18 protein-coding genes and 1 pseudogene are annotated in these 17,072 nt (G+C 62.9%); 11 read left to right on the top strand and 8 right to left on the bottom strand.

Annotation, left to right across the window (positions count from 1 at the left end; translation table 11 throughout):
* The first annotated feature begins 17 nt into the window (after window positions 1-17).
* A complete protein-coding gene (locus tag ACOCLD_RS06585) occupies window positions 18-452 on the top strand; it encodes a VOC family protein (protein ID WP_257777104.1) in 435 nt (144 codons plus the stop codon).
* Window positions 453-459: 7 nt separating this feature from the next.
* On the opposite strand, the gene ACOCLD_RS06580 is transcribed toward ACOCLD_RS06585, so the two are convergent.
* A complete protein-coding gene (locus ACOCLD_RS06580; RefSeq protein ID WP_422911298.1) occupies window positions 460-1,206 on the bottom strand; it encodes a substrate-binding periplasmic protein in 747 nt (248 codons plus the stop codon).
* Window positions 1,206-2,051: an SDR family oxidoreductase gene (locus ACOCLD_RS06575; protein ID WP_422911297.1), complete on the bottom strand. Its 846-nt coding sequence runs from the start codon at window positions 2,049-2,051 to the stop codon at window positions 1,206-1,208. Before ACOCLD_RS06575 ends, ACOCLD_RS06580 begins: the two co-directional genes overlap by 1 nt.
* A 164-nt stretch (window positions 2,052-2,215) precedes the next feature.
* Between ACOCLD_RS06575 and ACOCLD_RS06570 the strand changes: the two genes are divergently transcribed.
* Entirely contained in the window at window positions 2,216-3,307 is a 1,092-nt protein-coding gene (locus tag ACOCLD_RS06570; RefSeq protein ID WP_422911296.1) for an endonuclease/exonuclease/phosphatase family protein, read from the top strand.
* Between the two features lie 109 nt (window positions 3,308-3,416).
* On the top strand, window positions 3,417-4,160 hold the full coding sequence (locus ACOCLD_RS06565; RefSeq protein WP_257777100.1) for a substrate-binding periplasmic protein: 744 nt from the start codon (window positions 3,417-3,419) through the stop codon (window positions 4,158-4,160).
* A 15-nt stretch (window positions 4,161-4,175) separates the two neighbouring features.
* On the opposite strand, the gene hrpB is transcribed toward ACOCLD_RS06565, so the two are convergent.
* Window positions 4,176-6,710 (bottom strand): ATP-dependent helicase HrpB, encoded by a 2,535-nt coding sequence (gene hrpB / locus ACOCLD_RS06560; protein ID WP_422911295.1) that lies wholly within the window; start codon window positions 6,708-6,710, stop codon window positions 4,176-4,178.
* A 164-nt stretch (window positions 6,711-6,874) separates the two neighbouring features.
* Between hrpB and ACOCLD_RS06555 the strand changes: the two genes are divergently transcribed.
* The 6 genes from ACOCLD_RS06555 to ACOCLD_RS06530 all read left to right on the top strand — a co-directional run bounded on the left by ACOCLD_RS06555 (window position 6,875) and on the right by ACOCLD_RS06530 (window position 10,421).
* Window positions 6,875-7,294 carry a polyribonucleotide nucleotidyltransferase gene (locus tag ACOCLD_RS06555; RefSeq protein ID WP_422911294.1) on the top strand — a complete coding sequence of 140 codons (420 nt, stop codon included), beginning with the start codon at window positions 6,875-6,877 and terminating at the stop codon, window positions 7,292-7,294.
* Window positions 7,295-7,410: 116 nt separating this feature from the next.
* Complete coding sequence (locus ACOCLD_RS06550) at window positions 7,411-8,289, top strand: cation diffusion facilitator family transporter (protein ID WP_422911769.1); 879 nt, start codon at window positions 7,411-7,413, stop codon at window positions 8,287-8,289.
* A 69-nt stretch (window positions 8,290-8,358) separates the two neighbouring features.
* Window positions 8,359-8,781, top strand: a complete 423-nt coding sequence (locus ACOCLD_RS06545) for an MAPEG family protein (protein WP_422911293.1) — start codon at window positions 8,359-8,361, stop codon at window positions 8,779-8,781.
* 325 nt (window positions 8,782-9,106) lie between these two features.
* The gene (locus tag ACOCLD_RS06540; protein ID WP_233683731.1) at window positions 9,107-9,586 is read left to right on the top strand and encodes an Lrp/AsnC family transcriptional regulator; all 480 of its coding nucleotides are present in this window, start codon (window positions 9,107-9,109) and stop codon (window positions 9,584-9,586) included.
* Window positions 9,587-9,725: 139 nt separating this feature from the next.
* The gene (locus ACOCLD_RS06535) at window positions 9,726-9,944 is read left to right on the top strand and encodes a DUF2788 domain-containing protein (protein ID WP_392540789.1); all 219 of its coding nucleotides are present in this window, start codon (window positions 9,726-9,728) and stop codon (window positions 9,942-9,944) included.
* An 84-nt stretch (window positions 9,945-10,028) separates the two neighbouring features.
* Window positions 10,029-10,421 (top strand): globin, encoded by a 393-nt coding sequence (locus ACOCLD_RS06530; RefSeq protein WP_257777081.1) that lies wholly within the window; start codon window positions 10,029-10,031, stop codon window positions 10,419-10,421.
* Here the strand turns inward: ACOCLD_RS06530 and ACOCLD_RS06525 are convergent, their stop codons facing one another.
* The gene (locus ACOCLD_RS06525; RefSeq protein ID WP_422911768.1) at window positions 10,422-10,991 is read right to left on the bottom strand and encodes a pseudouridine synthase; all 570 of its coding nucleotides are present in this window, start codon (window positions 10,989-10,991) and stop codon (window positions 10,422-10,424) included.
* Between the two features lie 204 nt (window positions 10,992-11,195).
* Between ACOCLD_RS06525 and ahr the strand changes: the two genes are divergently transcribed.
* Window positions 11,196-12,230 (top strand): NADPH-dependent aldehyde reductase Ahr, encoded by a 1,035-nt coding sequence (gene ahr / locus ACOCLD_RS06520; RefSeq protein ID WP_422911292.1) that lies wholly within the window; start codon window positions 11,196-11,198, stop codon window positions 12,228-12,230.
* Between the two features lie 59 nt (window positions 12,231-12,289).
* A pseudogene (locus ACOCLD_RS06515) lies at window positions 12,290-12,729 on the top strand (GNAT family N-acetyltransferase).
* A gap of 4 nt (window positions 12,730-12,733) precedes the next feature.
* Here the strand turns inward: ACOCLD_RS06515 and ACOCLD_RS06510 are convergent.
* The 4 genes from ACOCLD_RS06510 to ACOCLD_RS06495 are packed head-to-tail and all read right to left on the bottom strand — an operon-like array spanning window position 12,734 to window position 16,980.
* Window positions 12,734-13,858, bottom strand: coding sequence for an agmatine deiminase family protein (locus tag ACOCLD_RS06510; protein ID WP_422911291.1), 1,125 nt, complete (start codon window positions 13,856-13,858; stop codon window positions 12,734-12,736).
* A gap of 50 nt (window positions 13,859-13,908) precedes the next feature.
* Window positions 13,909-15,012: an extracellular solute-binding protein gene (locus ACOCLD_RS06505; protein WP_422911290.1), complete on the bottom strand. Its 1,104-nt coding sequence runs from the start codon at window positions 15,010-15,012 to the stop codon at window positions 13,909-13,911.
* A gap of 2 nt (window positions 15,013-15,014) precedes the next feature.
* The gene (gene aguB / locus ACOCLD_RS06500; RefSeq protein ID WP_422911289.1) at window positions 15,015-15,923 is read right to left on the bottom strand and encodes an N-carbamoylputrescine amidase; all 909 of its coding nucleotides are present in this window, start codon (window positions 15,921-15,923) and stop codon (window positions 15,015-15,017) included.
* 4 nt (window positions 15,924-15,927) lie between these two features.
* Window positions 15,928-16,980, bottom strand: a complete 1,053-nt coding sequence (locus tag ACOCLD_RS06495) for an agmatine deiminase family protein (RefSeq protein WP_422911288.1) — start codon at window positions 16,978-16,980, stop codon at window positions 15,928-15,930.
* Between the last annotated feature and the right edge of the window lie 92 nt (window positions 16,981-17,072).

Raw genomic sequence — 17,072 nt, 5'->3', positions numbered from 1 at the left:
CCAAGGAGGACGGTCTTATGGCTGACGCCAACCCCAGCATCCTTTCGCACATTTCCATCGGCACCAATCAATTCGAAAAGGCCACGGCCTTTTACGACCAGGTGCTTGCCACCCTCGGCTGCAAGCGTGTGCTCGCCCATCCTGGCGCGGTGGCCTATGGCCGCGAGTACCCGGAGTTCTGGGTACAGACACCGATCAATGGCCAACCGGCGAGTATTGGCAATGGCAGCCACTTCGGCTTTGTCGCGCCCAATAAAGCCGCTGTGCATGACTTTTACCAGGCTGCCCTGGAAGCCGGTGCCCGTGACGAAGGCGCGCCCGGCCCGCGCGCCGAATATGGCGAGCCTTACTATGGCTGCTTTGTCCGCGACCTGGACGGACACAAGATCGAGGCGACGTTCTGGGACCTGGAAATGGTCTACGAGCTGTATATCGAACCGCACGAACACTAAGGTGCGGTCAGGGCGTACCTGACTGATAGCGCTGCGCCGCCTGGGTGATCCAGCCTTCGGCCTTTAACTGGGCAAGCGCCTGGCTGATCTGCTGATACTGCGCCCGCAAATCACGCTGGCGAGAGAAGCCGATATACAGATCCGTACGCGCCTCCGGGCGAAAGGCCGCCTTGGCAATCAGCCCCTTCCAGCGGGCATCGCGCAACTCGTAGTCGACCTGACAGTCCGTACCGATCACCGCCTGTAACCGTCCGCGACTCAGCATTTCCAGCAACTGGCTCTCGGTGTTGACTGCTGTCTTACGCAGCTGCGTATCCGAATCGAAGGGTTCGAAATAGGCGGACTCCAGCACGTGGCCAATGGTCAGCCCGGCCAACTGGGCATAGCTATGCAATGCCTTGGCCTGGGCAGGCGCGGCATAGAAACGGGGGGCACAGGCATAGTAGGGCTGGGTGAGGTAATCGATGTAAGCCTCACGTTCCGGGGTTTTCGCCAATCCGGTCATCAGATCGGCCTTGCCATTCTGCAGCGCCGCCAGCCCACGCGCCCAGGGTGCGCGCTGCACTTCAAAGCGCAGCCCGGTGCGAGCACTGAGTTGATTCAGCAGGTCGATATCCAACCCCTGCAGCGCGCCATCGGCCGATTGCATGCGAAACGGTGGCCAGACATCCGTCATCACCAGTAATGGCGGCGTCTCTTCGGCGTGCAACGGCGCACCCAGCAGCACCAGCAGTGCAAACCAGAGCACGCGCATCAGAACGGCCCGCCACGCTGCGGTTTGAGACCGGACAAGCGCGGCAGCAACACGCGCTCGAACACCCGCGGGAAGAAACGCGCCAGCACCCGTGCGCGCCAGTCCACGTTGGACAGAACCAGCAGGCGACGACGTTTCAACGCCCCCTGATAGATGGCCTCGGCGACATCCTGCGGCGAGGCCACCTTGCCCATCGCCAGTGGTGGCTGCGCCGCCACCGAGCCATCGCCAACCAGGGCGTTCTTGCGCAGATCGGTGGCGGTAAAACCAGGACACACCAGCATTACATTGACCCCGGAGCCTTTCAGTTCGTAGCGCAGGGTTTCAAACAGCCCATGCAGGGCATGCTTGCTGGAGTTGTAGGCGCTGCGATAAAGCAGCGGGGCGAAGCCTGACAGCGAGCTGAGTACGATGATCTGCCCGCTGCGGGCGATAAGGCTGGGCAGCGCCGCCTTGGTGCAGTGCAGCGCGCCAAAATAGTTGACCGCCATAATCCGCTGGAACACGGCTAATTCGGTGTCGGCAAAGCTGCTGCGGTGAGTAATTCCGGCGTTGTTGACCAGCACATCGATGCCGCCGAAACGCTCGATGGTCAGCGCCATCGCTCGCTCCACCGCTGCGGCATCCGCCACGTCGCAGAGCACGCCCAGGGCTTCGGCATTGTGGTGGTCGGCCAGGTGCTGCACCAGGCTGTCGAGCGCCTGCTGCTGCAGATCGAAAATCACCAGGCGCGCCCCAGCCTGAGCCAGACGCATGGCCAGGGCGCGACCGATACCGGCACAACCACCGGTGATCAGCACCACCTTGCGATCAAACACCTTGTTGGCGAACACCTTGCGGTACATAACCTGTCCCCGACCCCGTTACGACATAGCGGTTACTACAACCTGTTATGGCGAGCATCGCAACAGGCCCAACGACAACAGCCTCAAGCTCCACGACACATCGGCAGCACAGCGCATCTCCGGTATGCTCCCTCAGCATAGTCCAGCCTGCGGCCACACCCTTTATGTCCCTACCCCGATTTCTGCGCCTATTTCTGCTTAGCCTGGCCAGCCTGCTCTGCGTGTTGGCGGCCCTGGTCTACAGCCTCACCTGGCACCCTGCTGCGCGCGAAGCAGCCACCGTGAGTTGCCAGACCAGCGCACCCACCTTGCAGCCTGGCCAGGCCCTGAAGGTGATGAGCTGGAACGTCCAGTACCTGGCCGGCAAACGCTATGTGTTCTGGTACGACCTGGCCGACGGCAGTGGCCCCGACCAGCGCCCCAGCGCCGAAGACCTGGCTTTCAACCTGGATGAAGTGGTGCGCATCCTGCGCGCTGAGCAGCCGGATATTGTCCTGTTGCAGGAACTGCACAACGGCGCCAAGGCCAGCGACTACCAGAACCAGCTGGCACTGCTGCACGAGCGCCTGAACGACCTCTACCCTTGCAGCACCCAGGCCTATTACTGGAAGGCCGCATTTGTCCCACACCCGCAGATTCTCGGCAGCGTCGGCATGCAACTGGGCACCCTCAGCCGCTTTCAGATCAGCCGCGCCGAACGCCTGCAACTGCCACTGATGCCGGCCGACCCGATCAGCCGGCAGTTCAACCTCAAGCGTGCCTTGCTGGTCAGCCACCTGCCCATCCGTGGCGGTGGTGAACTGGCGGCCATCAACACCCACCTGGATGCCTTCGCCCAGGGCAACGACACCATGCAGCGCCAGGTCGCCATGACCACCAGTCTGCTTGATCAGCTCCAGGCCGACGGCACGCCCTGGGTACTGGGCGGTGATTTCAACCTGCTCCCGCCCGGCCAGTACCAGCGCCTGCCGGCAAGCCAACGCAGCTGGTACAGCCCCGCCAGCGAACTGCAACAACTGGCCGAGCACTACCCGATGGTGCCCAGCCTGGAACAGGCCAGCGGCCCCGAGCAGGCGCGCTGGTATACCCACTACCCCAATGACCCCAGCGTCAGCGGCCCGGATCGAACCCTCGATTACCTGTTCCACAGCCCACAGCTGATACAACTCGAGGCCCAGGTGCGCCAGCACGACACCCTGGGAATTTCCGACCACCTACCCGTGCTTGCCCGTCTGCTTTTACCTGCCGTCGACTAAGCTTTTTCAGCAATGGACTGGACAAACTTGCTGGCGTTTAGCCATGCTCAGGAAATATGACGGTTTTATAACTAAAAGACGGCAGATAGCCGCAGTACGTACCCATTTGATGCCACGATCTTTCTGCCTAGCGCTGCTCGCAATTCTCTATTGCGGGTTTAGCCACGCTGCAACCCCCGCCGCCGCTCGCCCCCTGGTGCAGGTGGGCTATTACGAGTTCCCGCCTTACTCCTACACCAACAGCCAGGGCCAACCGCGTGGGGCCATCCTGCAACTGAGCAAACGCCTGCTGGAACATGCCGGCTATCGCGCCCAGCTGCGCTCTTACCCCAGCGCCCGGCTGTACAACGCCCTGCAGGATGGCAGCGTACAGGTATGGCCCGGCGCACCCGGCAAGGTGGAGCTGCGCGAACACACCCTGGAAACCCGTACGCTGCTGGGCGAAATCGTCCTCAACCTGTATTTCCGCCGCGATACCCTGATGCCACGCCTGCCTGAGGACCTCAAGGGCCGTGGGGTGATCATGATCAGCGGCTACACCTACTGGCAGCCGGTCAACGAAATGCTCAACGACCCGCAGCTGGCAGTGCAGCAACACCGTACCGGCACCCATACCGCTGCCCTGGAGATGCTCCAACGCCGTCGCGGTGATTTTCTTCTCGACTACCAAACCCCGGTGGAGCAGGCACGCAAACGCCTGGGCATGTCCGAACTGCCGTTTGTTCAGCTGCAACGCATTCCCCTGAAGCTGATCGTCTCCAGCCATGCGCCCGGCGCGGAAGCCCTGCGCGATGCGCTGGATCGCGCCTACGCCGAACTGCAAGCAGCCGGTGAAGACCTGCGCCTGCCTTAAGGCCTACTTGCAAGCCTACTTGCGCGGTTTGGCCCGCGCCGTGGGCTCGGCGATCAACGGATCATCCGGCCAGTAGTGTTTGGGATAGCGCCCCTTGAGGTCCCTCTTCACCTCGGCATAGGTGCTGCGCCAGAAGTTGGCCAAATCCTGAGTCACCTGCACCGGCCGCCGCGCCGGCGACAGCAGGTGCAGCTTGACCACCTGCCGCCCACCGGCAATGCGCGGCGTATCGGCCAGACCGAACAGCTCCTGCAGCCGCACCGCCAACACTGGCGGCTGCTCGCTGTAATCCAGACTGATGCGCGAACCGGACGGCACCTGCACGCTGCGCGGCGCCAGTTCATCCAGGCGCTGTGGCAACGGCCAGGGCAGCAGGCTGTGGAGGATGCTGGTGAGGTCCAGGCTGGCGAAGTGGCTGAGTCGGGTGACGTTATCCAGATAGGGCTGCAGCCAGCTTTCCAGCGTCGCCAGCAAGGCCGCATCACTAACGTCCGGCCACTCGCTGGCTCCCGCGGCGGCCAACTCCAACCCCCGCAGCAGGTCGACACGCGCCTGCCATTGACGCAGCTCCGGGGTCCAGGGCAGCAGTGCCAGGCCTTTGCGCCGCACCAGGCCGAGCATGGCCCGGTTACGCTGCTGAGCGTCCAGCCCGGTCAAGGCTTCGCGCGCCAGCACCAGCTCACCGACCTTGCGCTGGCGTTCGGCACGCAAGGCGCCTTCGCGCTCATCCCAGTCCAGTACCTCCAACGTGCTGACCTGCTCAGCCAACACCGTGTCGAACAGTTGCGGCTCCAACTCGGCCGCCAGGTAGATGCGTTCCTCGCGCTGGCCCTGACGACTCCCCAAGTCCGCCACCACCAGCCAGCGGTGTTTCATCAGGCCATCGACTTCGGCAAACAGCGCCGCCCGGCCGTTGGCCAAACGGTATTCCGCGCCGCCGTCACGCCGCTGCTGAGCGATGCGATCCGGGTAGGCAAAGGCCAGCAAGGCGCCCAGCCAGCGCGGATGCTCGGGATCACTGACGGCCTGCGCGCTGGGGCGGCGCTTGAGGTAACCCTGAAACTGCCGAGCCAGTTGCCGCGCACGCTGCACACCACCTTGTGCACCACGGGCGGCCCGTGACTCGCCGGCCAATAGAGCCAAGCGACTGTGCAGATCAGCCCCTGCCCCCCGCAGAATGTCGCGCTCGCCGAGCAAGGCGGCCAGATCGCAAGCGAGTGCACCCAAGCCCAGTTCCTGGCCGCGCAGCAGCAGATGGGCGATACGCGGGTGCGTCGGCAATTCGGCCATGGCCTGGCCATGAGCGGTCAGTTTGCCCAGCGCATCCACCGCGCCCAATCGCACCAACAGTTCCAAAGCCTGGGCATAGGCGGCTGCAGGTGGTGGATCCAACCAGACCAGTTCGGCCGGCTGCACGCCCCAGCGCACCAGTTGCAAGGCCAGCCCGGCGAGGTCGGCCTGGAGCATTTCCGCCGTACCGTAAGCCGCCAGTTGTTCATGCTGCGCCTGCGACCACAGCCGATAGCAGACGCCCGGCTGCAAGCGCCCGGCGCGGCCGCTGCGCTGAGTGGCCGAGGCGCGAGAAATACGCTGGGTATCCAGGCGGGTCATGCCACTGTTCGGGTCAAAGCGCGGCACCCGTGCCAGACCGGCATCGATCACCACCCGTACGCCGTCGATGGTCAGGCTGGTTTCGGCAATATTGGTGGCCAGCACCACTTTGCGCAGGCCCGACGGTGCAGGGTCGATGGCCGCGCGCTGGGCGCTGAGATCCAGTTCGCCATGCAACGGGCAGAGCAGAATGTCGCGACGCCCGGCCAGGGAATCGGCCAGCTGTTCATTGATCCGGCGAATCTCCGCCTGCCCCGGGAGAAATACCAGCAGGCTGCCCGGCTCATCGGCCAGCGCCTGCAACACGCATTGCAGCACCTTAGGCTCAAGCCATTCACCCGCCTGCCAGGGCGCGCCCCAACGGATATCCACCGGGAACATCCGCCCTTCGCTGCGCAGCACTGGCGCATCACCGAGCAGGCCCGCCAGCCGCTCGCCTTCCAGGGTTGCCGACATCAGCAGCACCTTCAGCGGCAGTTCGCCGGAGTCCGCACTGCGAAACATCGCCCGGCCATTAAGGGTCAACGCAAGCGCCAGATCAGCGTCCAGACTGCGCTCATGAAACTCGTCGAAGATCACCAAGCCGACACCTTCCAGCGCCGGGTCGTCCTGCAGTCGCCGCGCCAGAATGCCTTCAGTCACCACTTCGATACGGGTAAGCGGACCGACCTTGCTGTCCAGACGGATGCGATAACCGACGGTTTCCCCCACGGCCTCGCCCAGCTCACTGGCCAGCCGCTCGGCCGCCGCCCGCGCCGCCAGGCGCCTAGGCTCGAGCATGATGATGGTCTGTCCGGCCAGCCAAGGTTGGTTCAGCAACGCCAGAGGTACACGGGTGGTCTTGCCGGCACCGGGTGGCGCTTCCAGCACCGCTTCGTCACGCAGGGCAAGGGCCTGACACAGCTCAGGCAGCAGCACATCGATTGGCAGGGAATTCATGCAGGCTCCATTCAAGGGCCACGATTATAACGGCGAACCGCTGGGCCATTGCCGCTGTCTGAGGCTCAGGCCACGACACGTGATCGCGTCGGCAGCGCCCGACGCAGCGGCATTGCAATACAGGCATTGGTATAGTTGCGCCACTTTTTCCATGGAGATGTTCAATGCGCACCCAAACCCGCGTTATCGGTGGCCTTCTCGTCGCCACCCTGCTCACCCAACTGACCGCCTGCGGCACCCTGTTCTTCCCGGATCGCCGTGGCCAGATCGAAGGCCGTATCGACCCCATGGTCGCCGGGCTCAACACCATCGGCATTCTGTTTTATGTGATCCCCGGGCTGATCGCCTTCGGCATCGACTTCGCCACTGGCGCGATCTACCTGCCTGGCGGCCTGACCTCGCAGGTGGACCCGCAAGATCTGCAGAATGTGGTGGACGCTGACGGCAAGATCGACACAGCCAAGCTCAAGGCGCTGATCGAGATGCAAACCGGCCATAGCCTGCCCCTGGATGACCCGCGCCTGATCCAGCACAGCGGCAGCGTTGAGCAACTGGCGGCCTACGGTCTACGTCCGGCCGCCTGAGCCGCAACGAAGAAGCCCGCCCCTAGCGGGCTTTTTCATATTTCGCGCTAGCCTTGGCACTATCGACGCTCCTGTTTGGATAGCCCGTGAAAATACTGTCACAACATGCCCGCCTGATGCGCCTGGCGACCTTCGCCGCGCTGGCGGCGGCCCTCACACTGGCACTGGCCAAAGCGATTGCCTGGTGGCTTAGCGGTTCGGTCAGCCTGCTGGCGGGGCTGACCGATTCGCTGCTGGATGGCGCTGCCTCGCTGCTTAACCTGCTCGCCGTGCATTACGCCCTGCGCCCGGCCGATGAAGATCACCGCTACGGTCATGGCAAGGCCGAAGCCCTGGCGGGGCTGGGCCAGGCACTGTTTATCGGCGCCAGTGCGATCTTGGTCGGCAGTCACGCCATTGATCGCCTGTTCAATCCAGAACCGCTTGGCGCACCCGCCCTGGGTATTGCGGTGATGCTGCTGTCGCTGGCGGTAACCATGGCCCTGCTGCTATTCCAGAGCCATGTGGTCAAGGTGACCGGCTCCACCGCCATCCGCGCCGACTCGCTGCACTACCGCTCGGACCTGCTGCTCAACGGCAGCATCCTCCTGGCATTGCTGCTGGCCAGCTATGGCTGGGCACAAATGGACGCCCTCTTCGGCATCGGCATTGCGCTGTACATCTTCTGGAGCGCCATCAGCATTGCCCGCGAAGCTGCCACGGTGCTGATGGACCAGGAGCTCGACCCGCAGATCAGCGCACAGATGCACGACCTGGCCTGTGCGGTTCCAGGCGTCCGCGGGGTTCACGACCTGCGCACACGCCTGTCCGGCACCCAGTGGTTCGTCCAGTTGCATGTGGAGCTGCCTGGCGAGCTAAGCCTGCAGGACGCGCATTGCCTGTGCGAACAGGTGGAAGCGGCGATCCGCAGCGAATTCCCCCGTGCCGAAGTGCTGGTGCATGCCGACCCTTGCAGCGTGGTCAGCCCTCCAGGCACTGCGCAGGCGCCCGACTAGAGCAAATACTCTAAACCCCGTAGACTGCTTTCGCCCCACCCCACAACAACAAAAGAAAGGAGCGAACCCATGACCCTGACCGCAACCGCCACGGCCCTGCTCGGCCTGGTCGCCTGGGCCCTGTTGCTGATTGTTCTGCTGGTCAACCAGCGCGGCTTGCTGGTACTCAGCGGCAAGATGGCCGTCAATGCCTTCCACCCTGATGGCAGCAACACCCCCAGCAACTTTGGCCAACGCCTGGTTCGCACCCACGCCAACTGCCTGGAGAACCTGCCGCTGCAGGCCGCACTGCTGCTTTATGCCATGGCCAGCGCGCAGACCGACATCACCGAGCCGCTGGCCCTGCTGTTGCTCGGTGCGCGCCTGTTTCAGAGCCTGATGCATCTGATCAGCACCAGCCCGCTGTTTGTCTGGCTGCGCTTTGCCGCATTCTTCGTACAACTGGCGATTCTCGCCTGGTGGCTGCTGCAGTTCGCCGGCCTGGCGGGCTGATTAATCCCAAGCAACAAAAAAGGGAGGCCTGAGGCCTCCCTTTTTTGCGTGTCCGTCATTGTGGCGATGGTAACGCCTTTTCTTCGCCTGCCTGGTTGGGCAGTGCGGACCCGGGTGCCGTGACGATCCGGTGGGATCGGCGGCGACCGCTCACCTGATTGGGCGAGGCGGCTGGACGTGTCGTCCGGGCCTTGAAGTTGAGGTAAAGCTTACGCCTGACGGCGCAGTGAAAGATTGCGAACATTGCTGAAATAGCCATCACTTGCGCAATTAATCACCACAAGCGCATGATTAGCAGCAATCAGAAAACAAAAGTATGGCAAAGATGAACAGACTTGATCGCTACGACCTGAATATTCTCGCCGAATTGCAGCGCGACGCCACCTTGTCCAACCAGGACCTGGCCGAGCGCATCGGCCTGTCGCCCTCGCCTTGTTCGCGGCGGGTCAAGCAGTTGCAGGACGATGGCTACATCCTCGGCCAGGTCGCCCTGCTCGACCGTAAACAGCTCGGCCTGACGCTGACCGCCTATGTGCTGATCGGCATGGACCGGCACACTCCTGAACGCTTCGAGCACTTCCAGGCCGAAATCCGCAAATGCCCAGAAGTGCTCGAATGCTGCCTGGTGACCGGGATGGACGCCGACTATCAACTCAAGGTGGTGGTGCCGGACATGGATCACTACCAAAAGCTGCTGCTGGGCACCCTGACCCGTATCGAGGGGGTTTCCAGCGTGCGCTCCAGCTTCGTCCTGCAGCAGATCCTGTCCACCACACAGCTGCCTTTGCAGCACCTGCGCGGCTGATCGCCGCACCCTCGCCACACGCGGCTGGCAGGGCCGCCCTCGGCGCGTATAATCGCTGCCCTCTGGCGAGCATCACCGCGCCCGCCTACGCATCGATTTTCGGCACCCAGCCGAGCACCTGCAGGTTCACGAGGCCCGAATGGAAACCGAACAGTTCGAATCCCTGATGATGTACGCACTGGTCGGCGGCCTGATGGTGTTTATGTTTTTCATCATCTGGGACCTGGCGAAAACCTCTAAAGCCGGCCGTTTGGGTACCGCCATCCTGTTCCTCGGCCTGGGCCTGTGCCTGTTCGCCTTTCTGGCCAAGCCCGTCATCACCTACATCATCGAAACCGCTCGCGACATCCACGGCTAGCACGCCGCAGCACGCCAACTACGCCACGGCAAGACGCATTCAACCGCTCTAGAATGCGGATTTTCGCCGTTTCCAGGAGTTTTCATGTCCCCCGCTGATCTGGTGATGCAGAGCTATGGCCGCTGCTGCGCCAGCCCTGACTTCTTTGACAGTTTCTACCGCCACTTCCTCGCCAGCTCACCCGAGGTGCGCGAGAAGTTCGTTAATACCGAGATGAACGGGCAAAAGCTGCTGTTGCGCCAGGGCATTCTCAACCTGGTGATGCATGCCCGCGGTATGCCGGACACCAAGCTGCGCGCACTGGGTTGCAGCCATTCCCGTGCGGCCATGGACATTCGCCCAGAGCTGTATGTGCTGTGGCAGCAGGCGTTGCTGCGCACCATCGGCGAGCATGATCAGCAGTGCTGCAGCAAAACCCGCAGCGCCTGGAATGAGGTGCTGGATAAAGGCATCGCGGTGATCAAAGCCGGCTACTGATCAATTCAGCCGGGCCGGCACTTCGCGCCACTGCCCCGGCTGTAAATCATCCAGACTGAACGGGCCGATCCGCACGCGCACCAGGCGCAGGGTCGGCAGGCCCACAGCAGCCGTCATGCGTCGCACCTGACGGTTGCGCCCCTCACGAATCACCAGTTCCAGCCAGGCCGTCGGGATGCTTTTACGAAAACGCACCGGCGGGTTGCGTTCCCACAGCTGCGGCTCATCCAGTAACCGTGCTTCGGCCGGCAGGGTCGGGCCGTCATTCAACTGCACACCGTCGCGCAGCTGCTGCAACTGCGCCTCGTTCGGTTCGCCCTCTACCTGCACCCAATAGGTTTTCGCCAGCTTGTGCTTGGGGTCGGCGATACGCGCCTGCAGGCCGCCATCATTGGTTAGCAGCAGCAGACCTTCGCTGTCACGGTCCAGCCGACCAGCCGGATAGACGCCAGGCACATCGACAAAATTCTTGAGGGTGGCGCGACCTTGCTCGTCGTTGAACTGGGTCAGCACATCGAACGGCTTGTTCAGCACCAGCAAACGCGGCTCGGCAGGTGGTGCCTTGGCCACACGGCGCACGGCAGGTTTGGCGCTGTGCGGACGGGAGGACGCAGGGCGAGGTGGGCGCGACATAGGTGATCCAGCAACAGGTTACGAGGCCGCCAGTGTAACCGAGGCCACGGTTGGACTATCAGGCTGAGTGATCGGCGCACCCTGCGGCGGCGTGGCGGGCTATGCTGGCAGGGTTGTGTTTCCCGTCCCGAGGCCATTGTTATGAGTTCGTCCGAATCCATCGTCGACACCTTTACCGGATGGGCTGCCAAAGCCCCCGGCGCGCCCCTCGAACCGCACAGTTATGACCCCGGCCCGCTGGGTGCCGAAGAGGTCGAAGTGGCCGTGGAATACTGCGGCATCTGCCACTCCGACCAGTCGATGATCGACAACGAATGGGGCAATGCGCGCTACCCCTTTATTCCCGGCCATGAAGTGGTCGGCACCGTGGTACGCCTCGGCCCGCAAGCCCGCGGCCTGAAGCTCGGGCAACGGGTGGGCATCGGCTGGTACAAGGGCAGCTGCATGCATTGCAGCTCGTGCATGGAAGGTTCGCACCAACTGTGCGGCACGGTAAAACCGACGATTGTCGGCAGCAACGGCGGTTTCGCCGACCGCCTGCGCAGCCACTGGGCCTGGGCGGTAGCGCTGCCTGACGGCCTTGATCCAGCTCTGGTCGGCCCACTGTTCTGCGCCGGCTCCACGGTGTTCAGCCCGCTGCTGGATTTCAACGTGAAACCCACTGACAAAGTCGGCGTGGTCGGTATCGGCGGCCTCGGCCATCTGGCGCTGGGCTTTCTGAATGCCTGGGGCTGCGAAGTCACCGCCTTCACCTCATCCCTGAGCAAACAGGATGAAGCCAAACGCCTGGGCGCGCACAAGGTAGTCGCCTCTACCGACAGCGCGGCACTCAAGGCGATTGCCGGCAGCCTGGACTTCCTGCTGGTCACCGCCAGCGCCGACCTGGACTGGAGCGCGATGCTCGGCACCCTCAGCGGCAAAGGCCGCCTGCACTTTGTTGGCATCGTGCCCAGCGCCATCCCGGTGCATGTGTTCAACCTGATCCCCAAGCAGAAGAGCCTGTCTGGCTCACCGGTCGGCTCGCCCAGCAACATGGCAACCATGCTGGAGTTCTGCGCGCGCCATCAAATCCTGCCGCAGGTCGAGCACTTCCCCATGAGCAAGGTCAACGAGGCCATTGACCACCTGCGTGCCGGCAAGGCGCGCTACCGCGTGGTGCTGGATGCCAGCAAGTGACAACAGGGGCAAATCAGTCGCATGATTTGCCCCCTTTTTCACCGCCCCATGAGCCACACATGCCACACCTGGTCGAAATACCCAGTTTCAGCGACTTCCCGCGCATACTTGAAGTGTGGGAGGCGGCAGTACGCGCCACCCACGACTTTCTCGAAGAGCACGATATTCAACTGCTCAAACCTTTGCTGATCGAGCAGTTCAGCTCAGCTGCATCCGTGGCGCGGATGGCAATGTCAGCGGTTTTCTCGGCTATGCAGAAGGCAAGATCGAGATGCTGTTCGTTGACCCGCAGAAGCACGGCACGGGCATAGGCCGAGCCCTACTCAACGACGCAGTGGTGCGCCTTGGCGCAAACCAGGTCGACGTCAACGAGCAGAACCCCAAGGCGTTGGGTTTCTACCTGAGCCAGGGCTTCGCAGTAGCAGGCCGCTCACCACTGGATGATGGCGGACGGCCTTTTCCGATTCTGCACCTGCGCCTCGAACAGTCGGCCCACTGACCAATTACAGGCGCGGCATGTTCTTGGTCACGCAGTGAATGCCGCCACCGCCACCGGCGATCGGGTCGATATTCACCTGCACCACCACACGCCCCGGATAGAGCTGGGTCAGCAGGTCTTTACAGTACTTGTCGGCCGCCGCGTCGCCGAACTGCGGCGCAATCACCGCGCCATTGATCGGTAGGTAGTTGATATAACCCGGGGCGAAATCCGGATTGTTGCGGGTGTAGACGTTGCTGCGCAGCTTCAAGGGTGGCGGCAGGGTGTGCACGACCAGGCGACGCCCGTCGGCGTCGGTGGCGTTCTTGAGAATGTCCAGGTGGGTGCGCGTTACGGCGTGATCGTAGGACTTGGGGTCGTTGTCCAGGTTGGCGATCACCACACCGGGCTTGACGAAGCGCGCGTAGAAGTCGACATGGGCATCGGTAATGTCCTTGTTCTTGATCCCCGGCAGCCAGATGATCTTGCGCAGCCCCAGATTGGCTTTCAGCTCGGCCTCGATCTGTGCGCGGCTCATGCCCGGGTTGCGGTTGCTGTTGACCCAGCAACTCTCGGTGATGATCGCCGTGCCGTGGCCATCCACCTCGATACCGCCGCCCTCGCCGGTCAGCTGGCTGGCGATATAGGTGGCATAGGTTTCGTAGCTCAGGGTGTCGGCGACCTGGGTGTCGTTGCTGGCGCGCTGCTTGCCGCCCCAACCGTTGAAGTTGAAGTCGACCAGGCCGCGCCCACCCTGCCCATCGACCACGAAGCAGCCGCCGTAGTCGCGCACCCAGATGTCGTCCAGCGGCATGGTCAGGAACTTGATGTTGCTGGTGCCGCATTTCTGCCGGGCCTGGCTCAGCTGATTGGCCCGGCACAGCACAGTCACCGGCTGGTACTTGGCGATGGTCTTGGCCAGCAGGGCGATGCAGTTGTTGACCGGCGTTGCCCAGTCTTCCCACACCGCACTGGAGGCTGCAAAAGCGAGAAATACCCGCTCCTGCGGCGCATGCTCGTCGGGCATATACCAACTGTTGCCCAGCGCCGCTCGCACGCGTGGCGCACTCAGGCCAACGCCCATGGAAGCGACCACGCCCAGGCCGGCGGCGGCAGTCAGTTGCTTGATGAAATCACGACGTGTCGACATGGGTCTGCTCTCTGTGAGGTGGCTGTGACGGGTGAGGGGCTGGCAGCGGTTCAGTGACTACGGGCCGTTTTGAATTGGCTCCAGGCACGCATGCGCGCACGCATGTCACGCTGGGGAATGTCCTTGCCGGGGATCAGCCGCGCGTAAACGGCCTGATCGACATAGATATCCGGGTTGTTACGCATGTCGGCATCGACCAGCGGTCGGGCGGTGGCACTCGCTGTCGGGTAGCCGGTGAAGTTGCTGATCGCTGCCATATGCGCAGGACGCATGACGAAATTGATAAAGGCATAGGCATATTCCGGGTGCCGGGCATCCACCGGAATGGCCATGGTGTCCATCCAGACCGTGGTGCCTTCGCGTGGGATATGGAAACGGAAATCCACCTGTTTGCCGGCTCCGACCGCAGTGCGCTGAGCCTGGGTGACATCACCGCTGTAACCAAGCGACAGGCACAGATCGCCATTGACCAGATCGGTAACCGGCTGCGACTGGAACTTGCGGATATAGGGTTTGATCCCCGCCAGCAGCTCACCGGCAGCCTTGAGGTCGTCCGGCTTGGCGCTGCGCGGTGAACGCCCCAGGTAGTTGAGCACCACGGCCAGCACTTCGTCCGGTGAGTCGATCATCGAGATGCCGCAGTCGGCGAACTTGGCCGCGTTTTCCGGCTTGAACAGCAGGTCGAGGCTGTTGACCGGCGCGTCATGCATACGCTGCTCGATCATCGCGGCATTATAGGTAATGCCAATGCTGCCCCAGGTGTAAGGCACTGTGGCATGCCGCGAGTAAGGGTACTGGGTCTGCAAATTGCGCAGGCCCGGCTCGATCTCATCCAGATGGTCGAGTTTGGACTTGTCCAACTTCTGCAACGCGCCGGCACGCATCAGCCGTTCGGCCACGGTGTCGCCAGGGAAGATCAGGTCATAACCGCTGTTGCCGGCCATCATCTTGGCTTCCAGCGTTTCGCTGCCTTCCATGACGTCGTAGATCACCCGGATGCCAGTCTCCTTAGTGAAGTTAGCCAGGGTGTCCTCAGCAAAATAGTCGGCCCAGTTGTACAGGCGCAGGGTCTTTTCCTCGGTCTTACCCCAGGCCTGGGCACAACCCAGGACGAGACTCAGCGAGCCAATCAGCAATGCGTTAACAGGTTTCATGCTCAGACTCCTTGGTGATTCCAGCGCACATGGGTTTGCCGCCCGTCCAGGCCCAGCAGCGGGCCGTACATTTCCGGGCGGCGGTCGCGGTAGATGCCCCAGGTCAGGCGTTCCTCACGCATGGCGGCCAGATCCAGTTCACGCACCAGCACGCCGCAGCTGTCGCGGTCAGCCTCGGCGAGCAACTTGCCCTTGTGGTCGGTGATAAAGGACGAGCCGTAGAAACTCATCTGCAAGGCTGGATCGCTGCTCGCCACTTCACGGCCGACGCGGTTGGCGGCGATCACCGGCAGGATGTTGGCGGCGGCGTGGCCACGCTGGGTCAGTTGCCAGTGGTCACGCGAGTCCAGCGTTTGCGCCCCCGGTTCGGAGCCGATGGCGGTGGGAAACAGCAGCACTTCGGCACCTTGCAGGGCCAGGCAACGCGCTGTTTCGGGGAACCATTGGTCCCAGCAGATGGCCACGCCGATGCGGCCGAAGGCGGTGTCCCAGACCTTGAAGCCGGTATCACCGGGGCTGAAATATTCCTTCTCCTGGTAGCCGATGGCGTTGGGGATATGGGTCTTGCGGTACACCCCAAGCAGGCGGCCATCGGCGTCGGCCACGCTCAGCGAATTGAAACAGGCATTGCCGGCCTTCTCGAACCAGGACAACGGCAGCACCACGCCAAGTTCCTTGGCCAGGGCGGCGAAGCGCTTGAGCACGCGGCTCTGGCTGTATTCCTCGGCCAGCGCCAGGTGCTTGTGGTCCTGCTCAATGCAGAAGTACGGGGTGGCGAACAGTTCCTGCAACAGGATCAGTTGCGCGCCTTTTGCAGCTGCCTCACGCACCAGGCGCTCGGCCTGGTCGAGGTTCTGCTCAAGGTTCCAGCTGCAGGCGAACTGGGTGGTGGCGACAGTCAGTTTGCTCATGCCCTCACCCCCTCAACGGCCAAGCCGGCTGCTGTTGAGTGATGCAATGCACGCCACCGCCGCCATGGGCCAGCTGGTTGATCTGCACCGGCACCACTTCGCGGCCCGGGAAGGCCATACGCAGGGTCGCCGCCGCTTCCTCGTCGGCGGCAATGCCGTAGGCCGGCATGATGATCGCGCCGTTGCAGATGTAGAAGTTGGTGTAGGAGGCGCAGAACACCTCGGCTTCGGTGTCCACCGCGTCGCTGGCCTCGTACAGTTCGAGCAGCTCGAACGTGCGGCCACGGGCATCGGTGGCCAGCTCCAGGGCGCGACGGTTTTCGCGCACGACTTCGGCGTACACCGAGCTCTGATCGCGGGTGGCGTCCACCAGCAGCGCGCCGGGTTTGGCGAAGGCACACACGCCGTCGATATGGCCGTCGGTCATATCGCCCGTCACATACTGCGGGTCACCCGGTAGCCAGATGGTCTTCTTCACGCCCAGCAGGCGGGCGAAGATTTCTTCCATCTCGGCCTTGTTCATGCCCGGATTGCGATTGGGGTTGAGCAGCACCGATTCGGTGGTGATCAGCGTGCCGTCGCCATCCACATGGATCGCCCCGCCTTCGTTGGAGAGCGGCGTGCCGAAGCAATCCATGCCCAGGCCGTTGAGAATACGCCGCGCCAGGCTCTCATCCAGATCATGCGCGGATTTGCCGCCCCAGGCATTGAAGCGCCAGCTAACCCCGGCCACCCCACGCTGCGGATGGCAGACAAAGCTCGGCCCGGAGTCGCGGCACCAGCTGTCGTTGACGGCCAACTCGATCAGCTCGATGTTCGGCCCGCACAACTCACGGGCACGCAGCGCTGCCGATGGATCAACCACCATCTTTACCGGCTCGAAGCGAGCAATGGCGTTGGCCACCCGGGCGAAGTCCACCTGCACCTCGGTCAGGGTCACGCCCCAGCCGGACTCCCACAGCCCTTGGTTATGCGGCCAGACCATCCAGGTGGCGGCGTGCGGAACCCATTCAGCGGGCATGAACCAAGCGTTTTCTGCGACTGCGTTATGCTGCATACAAGTGCCTTCAGTTAAGTCTTTGTTTTCACTGAAAACCGCGAATGCGGTGATGACTTGCATGCTAGGCCTGTAAAAATGCCGTAACAAAC

This window comes from Pseudomonas cimarronensis (assembly GCF_049331905.1).
In the GTDB taxonomy this organism is placed as follows: domain Bacteria; phylum Pseudomonadota; class Gammaproteobacteria; order Pseudomonadales; family Pseudomonadaceae; genus Aquipseudomonas.
The sequence above is the reverse complement of the archived record's forward strand: the minus strand, read 5'-3'. Positions and strand labels throughout refer to the sequence as shown.

Bases quoted from the DNA above. Each gene is read 5' to 3' on its own strand.
- ACOCLD_RS06585 (WP_257777104.1), top strand. From the start codon at position 18: ATGGCTGACGCCAACCCCAGCATCCTTTCGCACATTTCCATCGGCACC.
- ACOCLD_RS06580 (WP_422911298.1), bottom strand. From the start codon at position 1,206: ATGCGCGTGCTCTGGTTTGCACTGCTGGTGCTGCTGGGTGCGCCGTTG.
- ACOCLD_RS06575 (WP_422911297.1), bottom strand. From the start codon at position 2,051: ATGTACCGCAAGGTGTTCGCCAACAAGGTGTTTGATCGCAAGGTGGTG.
- ACOCLD_RS06570 (WP_422911296.1), top strand. From the start codon at position 2,216: ATGTCCCTACCCCGATTTCTGCGCCTATTTCTGCTTAGCCTGGCCAGC.
- ACOCLD_RS06565 (WP_257777100.1), top strand. From the start codon at position 3,417: ATGCCACGATCTTTCTGCCTAGCGCTGCTCGCAATTCTCTATTGCGGG.
- hrpB (WP_422911295.1), bottom strand. From the start codon at position 6,710: ATGAATTCCCTGCCAATCGATGTGCTGCTGCCTGAGCTGTGTCAGGCC.
- ACOCLD_RS06555 (WP_422911294.1), top strand. From the start codon at position 6,875: ATGCGCACCCAAACCCGCGTTATCGGTGGCCTTCTCGTCGCCACCCTG.
- ACOCLD_RS06550 (WP_422911769.1), top strand. From the start codon at position 7,411: ATGCGCCTGGCGACCTTCGCCGCGCTGGCGGCGGCCCTCACACTGGCA.
- ACOCLD_RS06545 (WP_422911293.1), top strand. From the start codon at position 8,359: ATGACCCTGACCGCAACCGCCACGGCCCTGCTCGGCCTGGTCGCCTGG.
- ACOCLD_RS06540 (WP_233683731.1), top strand. From the start codon at position 9,107: ATGAACAGACTTGATCGCTACGACCTGAATATTCTCGCCGAATTGCAG.
- ACOCLD_RS06535 (WP_392540789.1), top strand. From the start codon at position 9,726: ATGGAAACCGAACAGTTCGAATCCCTGATGATGTACGCACTGGTCGGC.
- ACOCLD_RS06530 (WP_257777081.1), top strand. From the start codon at position 10,029: ATGTCCCCCGCTGATCTGGTGATGCAGAGCTATGGCCGCTGCTGCGCC.
- ahr (WP_422911292.1), top strand. From the start codon at position 11,196: ATGAGTTCGTCCGAATCCATCGTCGACACCTTTACCGGATGGGCTGCC.
- ACOCLD_RS06510 (WP_422911291.1), bottom strand. From the start codon at position 13,858: ATGTCGACACGTCGTGATTTCATCAAGCAACTGACTGCCGCCGCCGGC.
- ACOCLD_RS06505 (WP_422911290.1), bottom strand. From the start codon at position 15,012: ATGAAACCTGTTAACGCATTGCTGATTGGCTCGCTGAGTCTCGTCCTG.
- aguB (WP_422911289.1), bottom strand. From the start codon at position 15,923: ATGAGCAAACTGACTGTCGCCACCACCCAGTTCGCCTGCAGCTGGAAC.
- ACOCLD_RS06495 (WP_422911288.1), bottom strand. From the start codon at position 16,980: ATGCAGCATAACGCAGTCGCAGAAAACGCTTGGTTCATGCCCGCTGAA.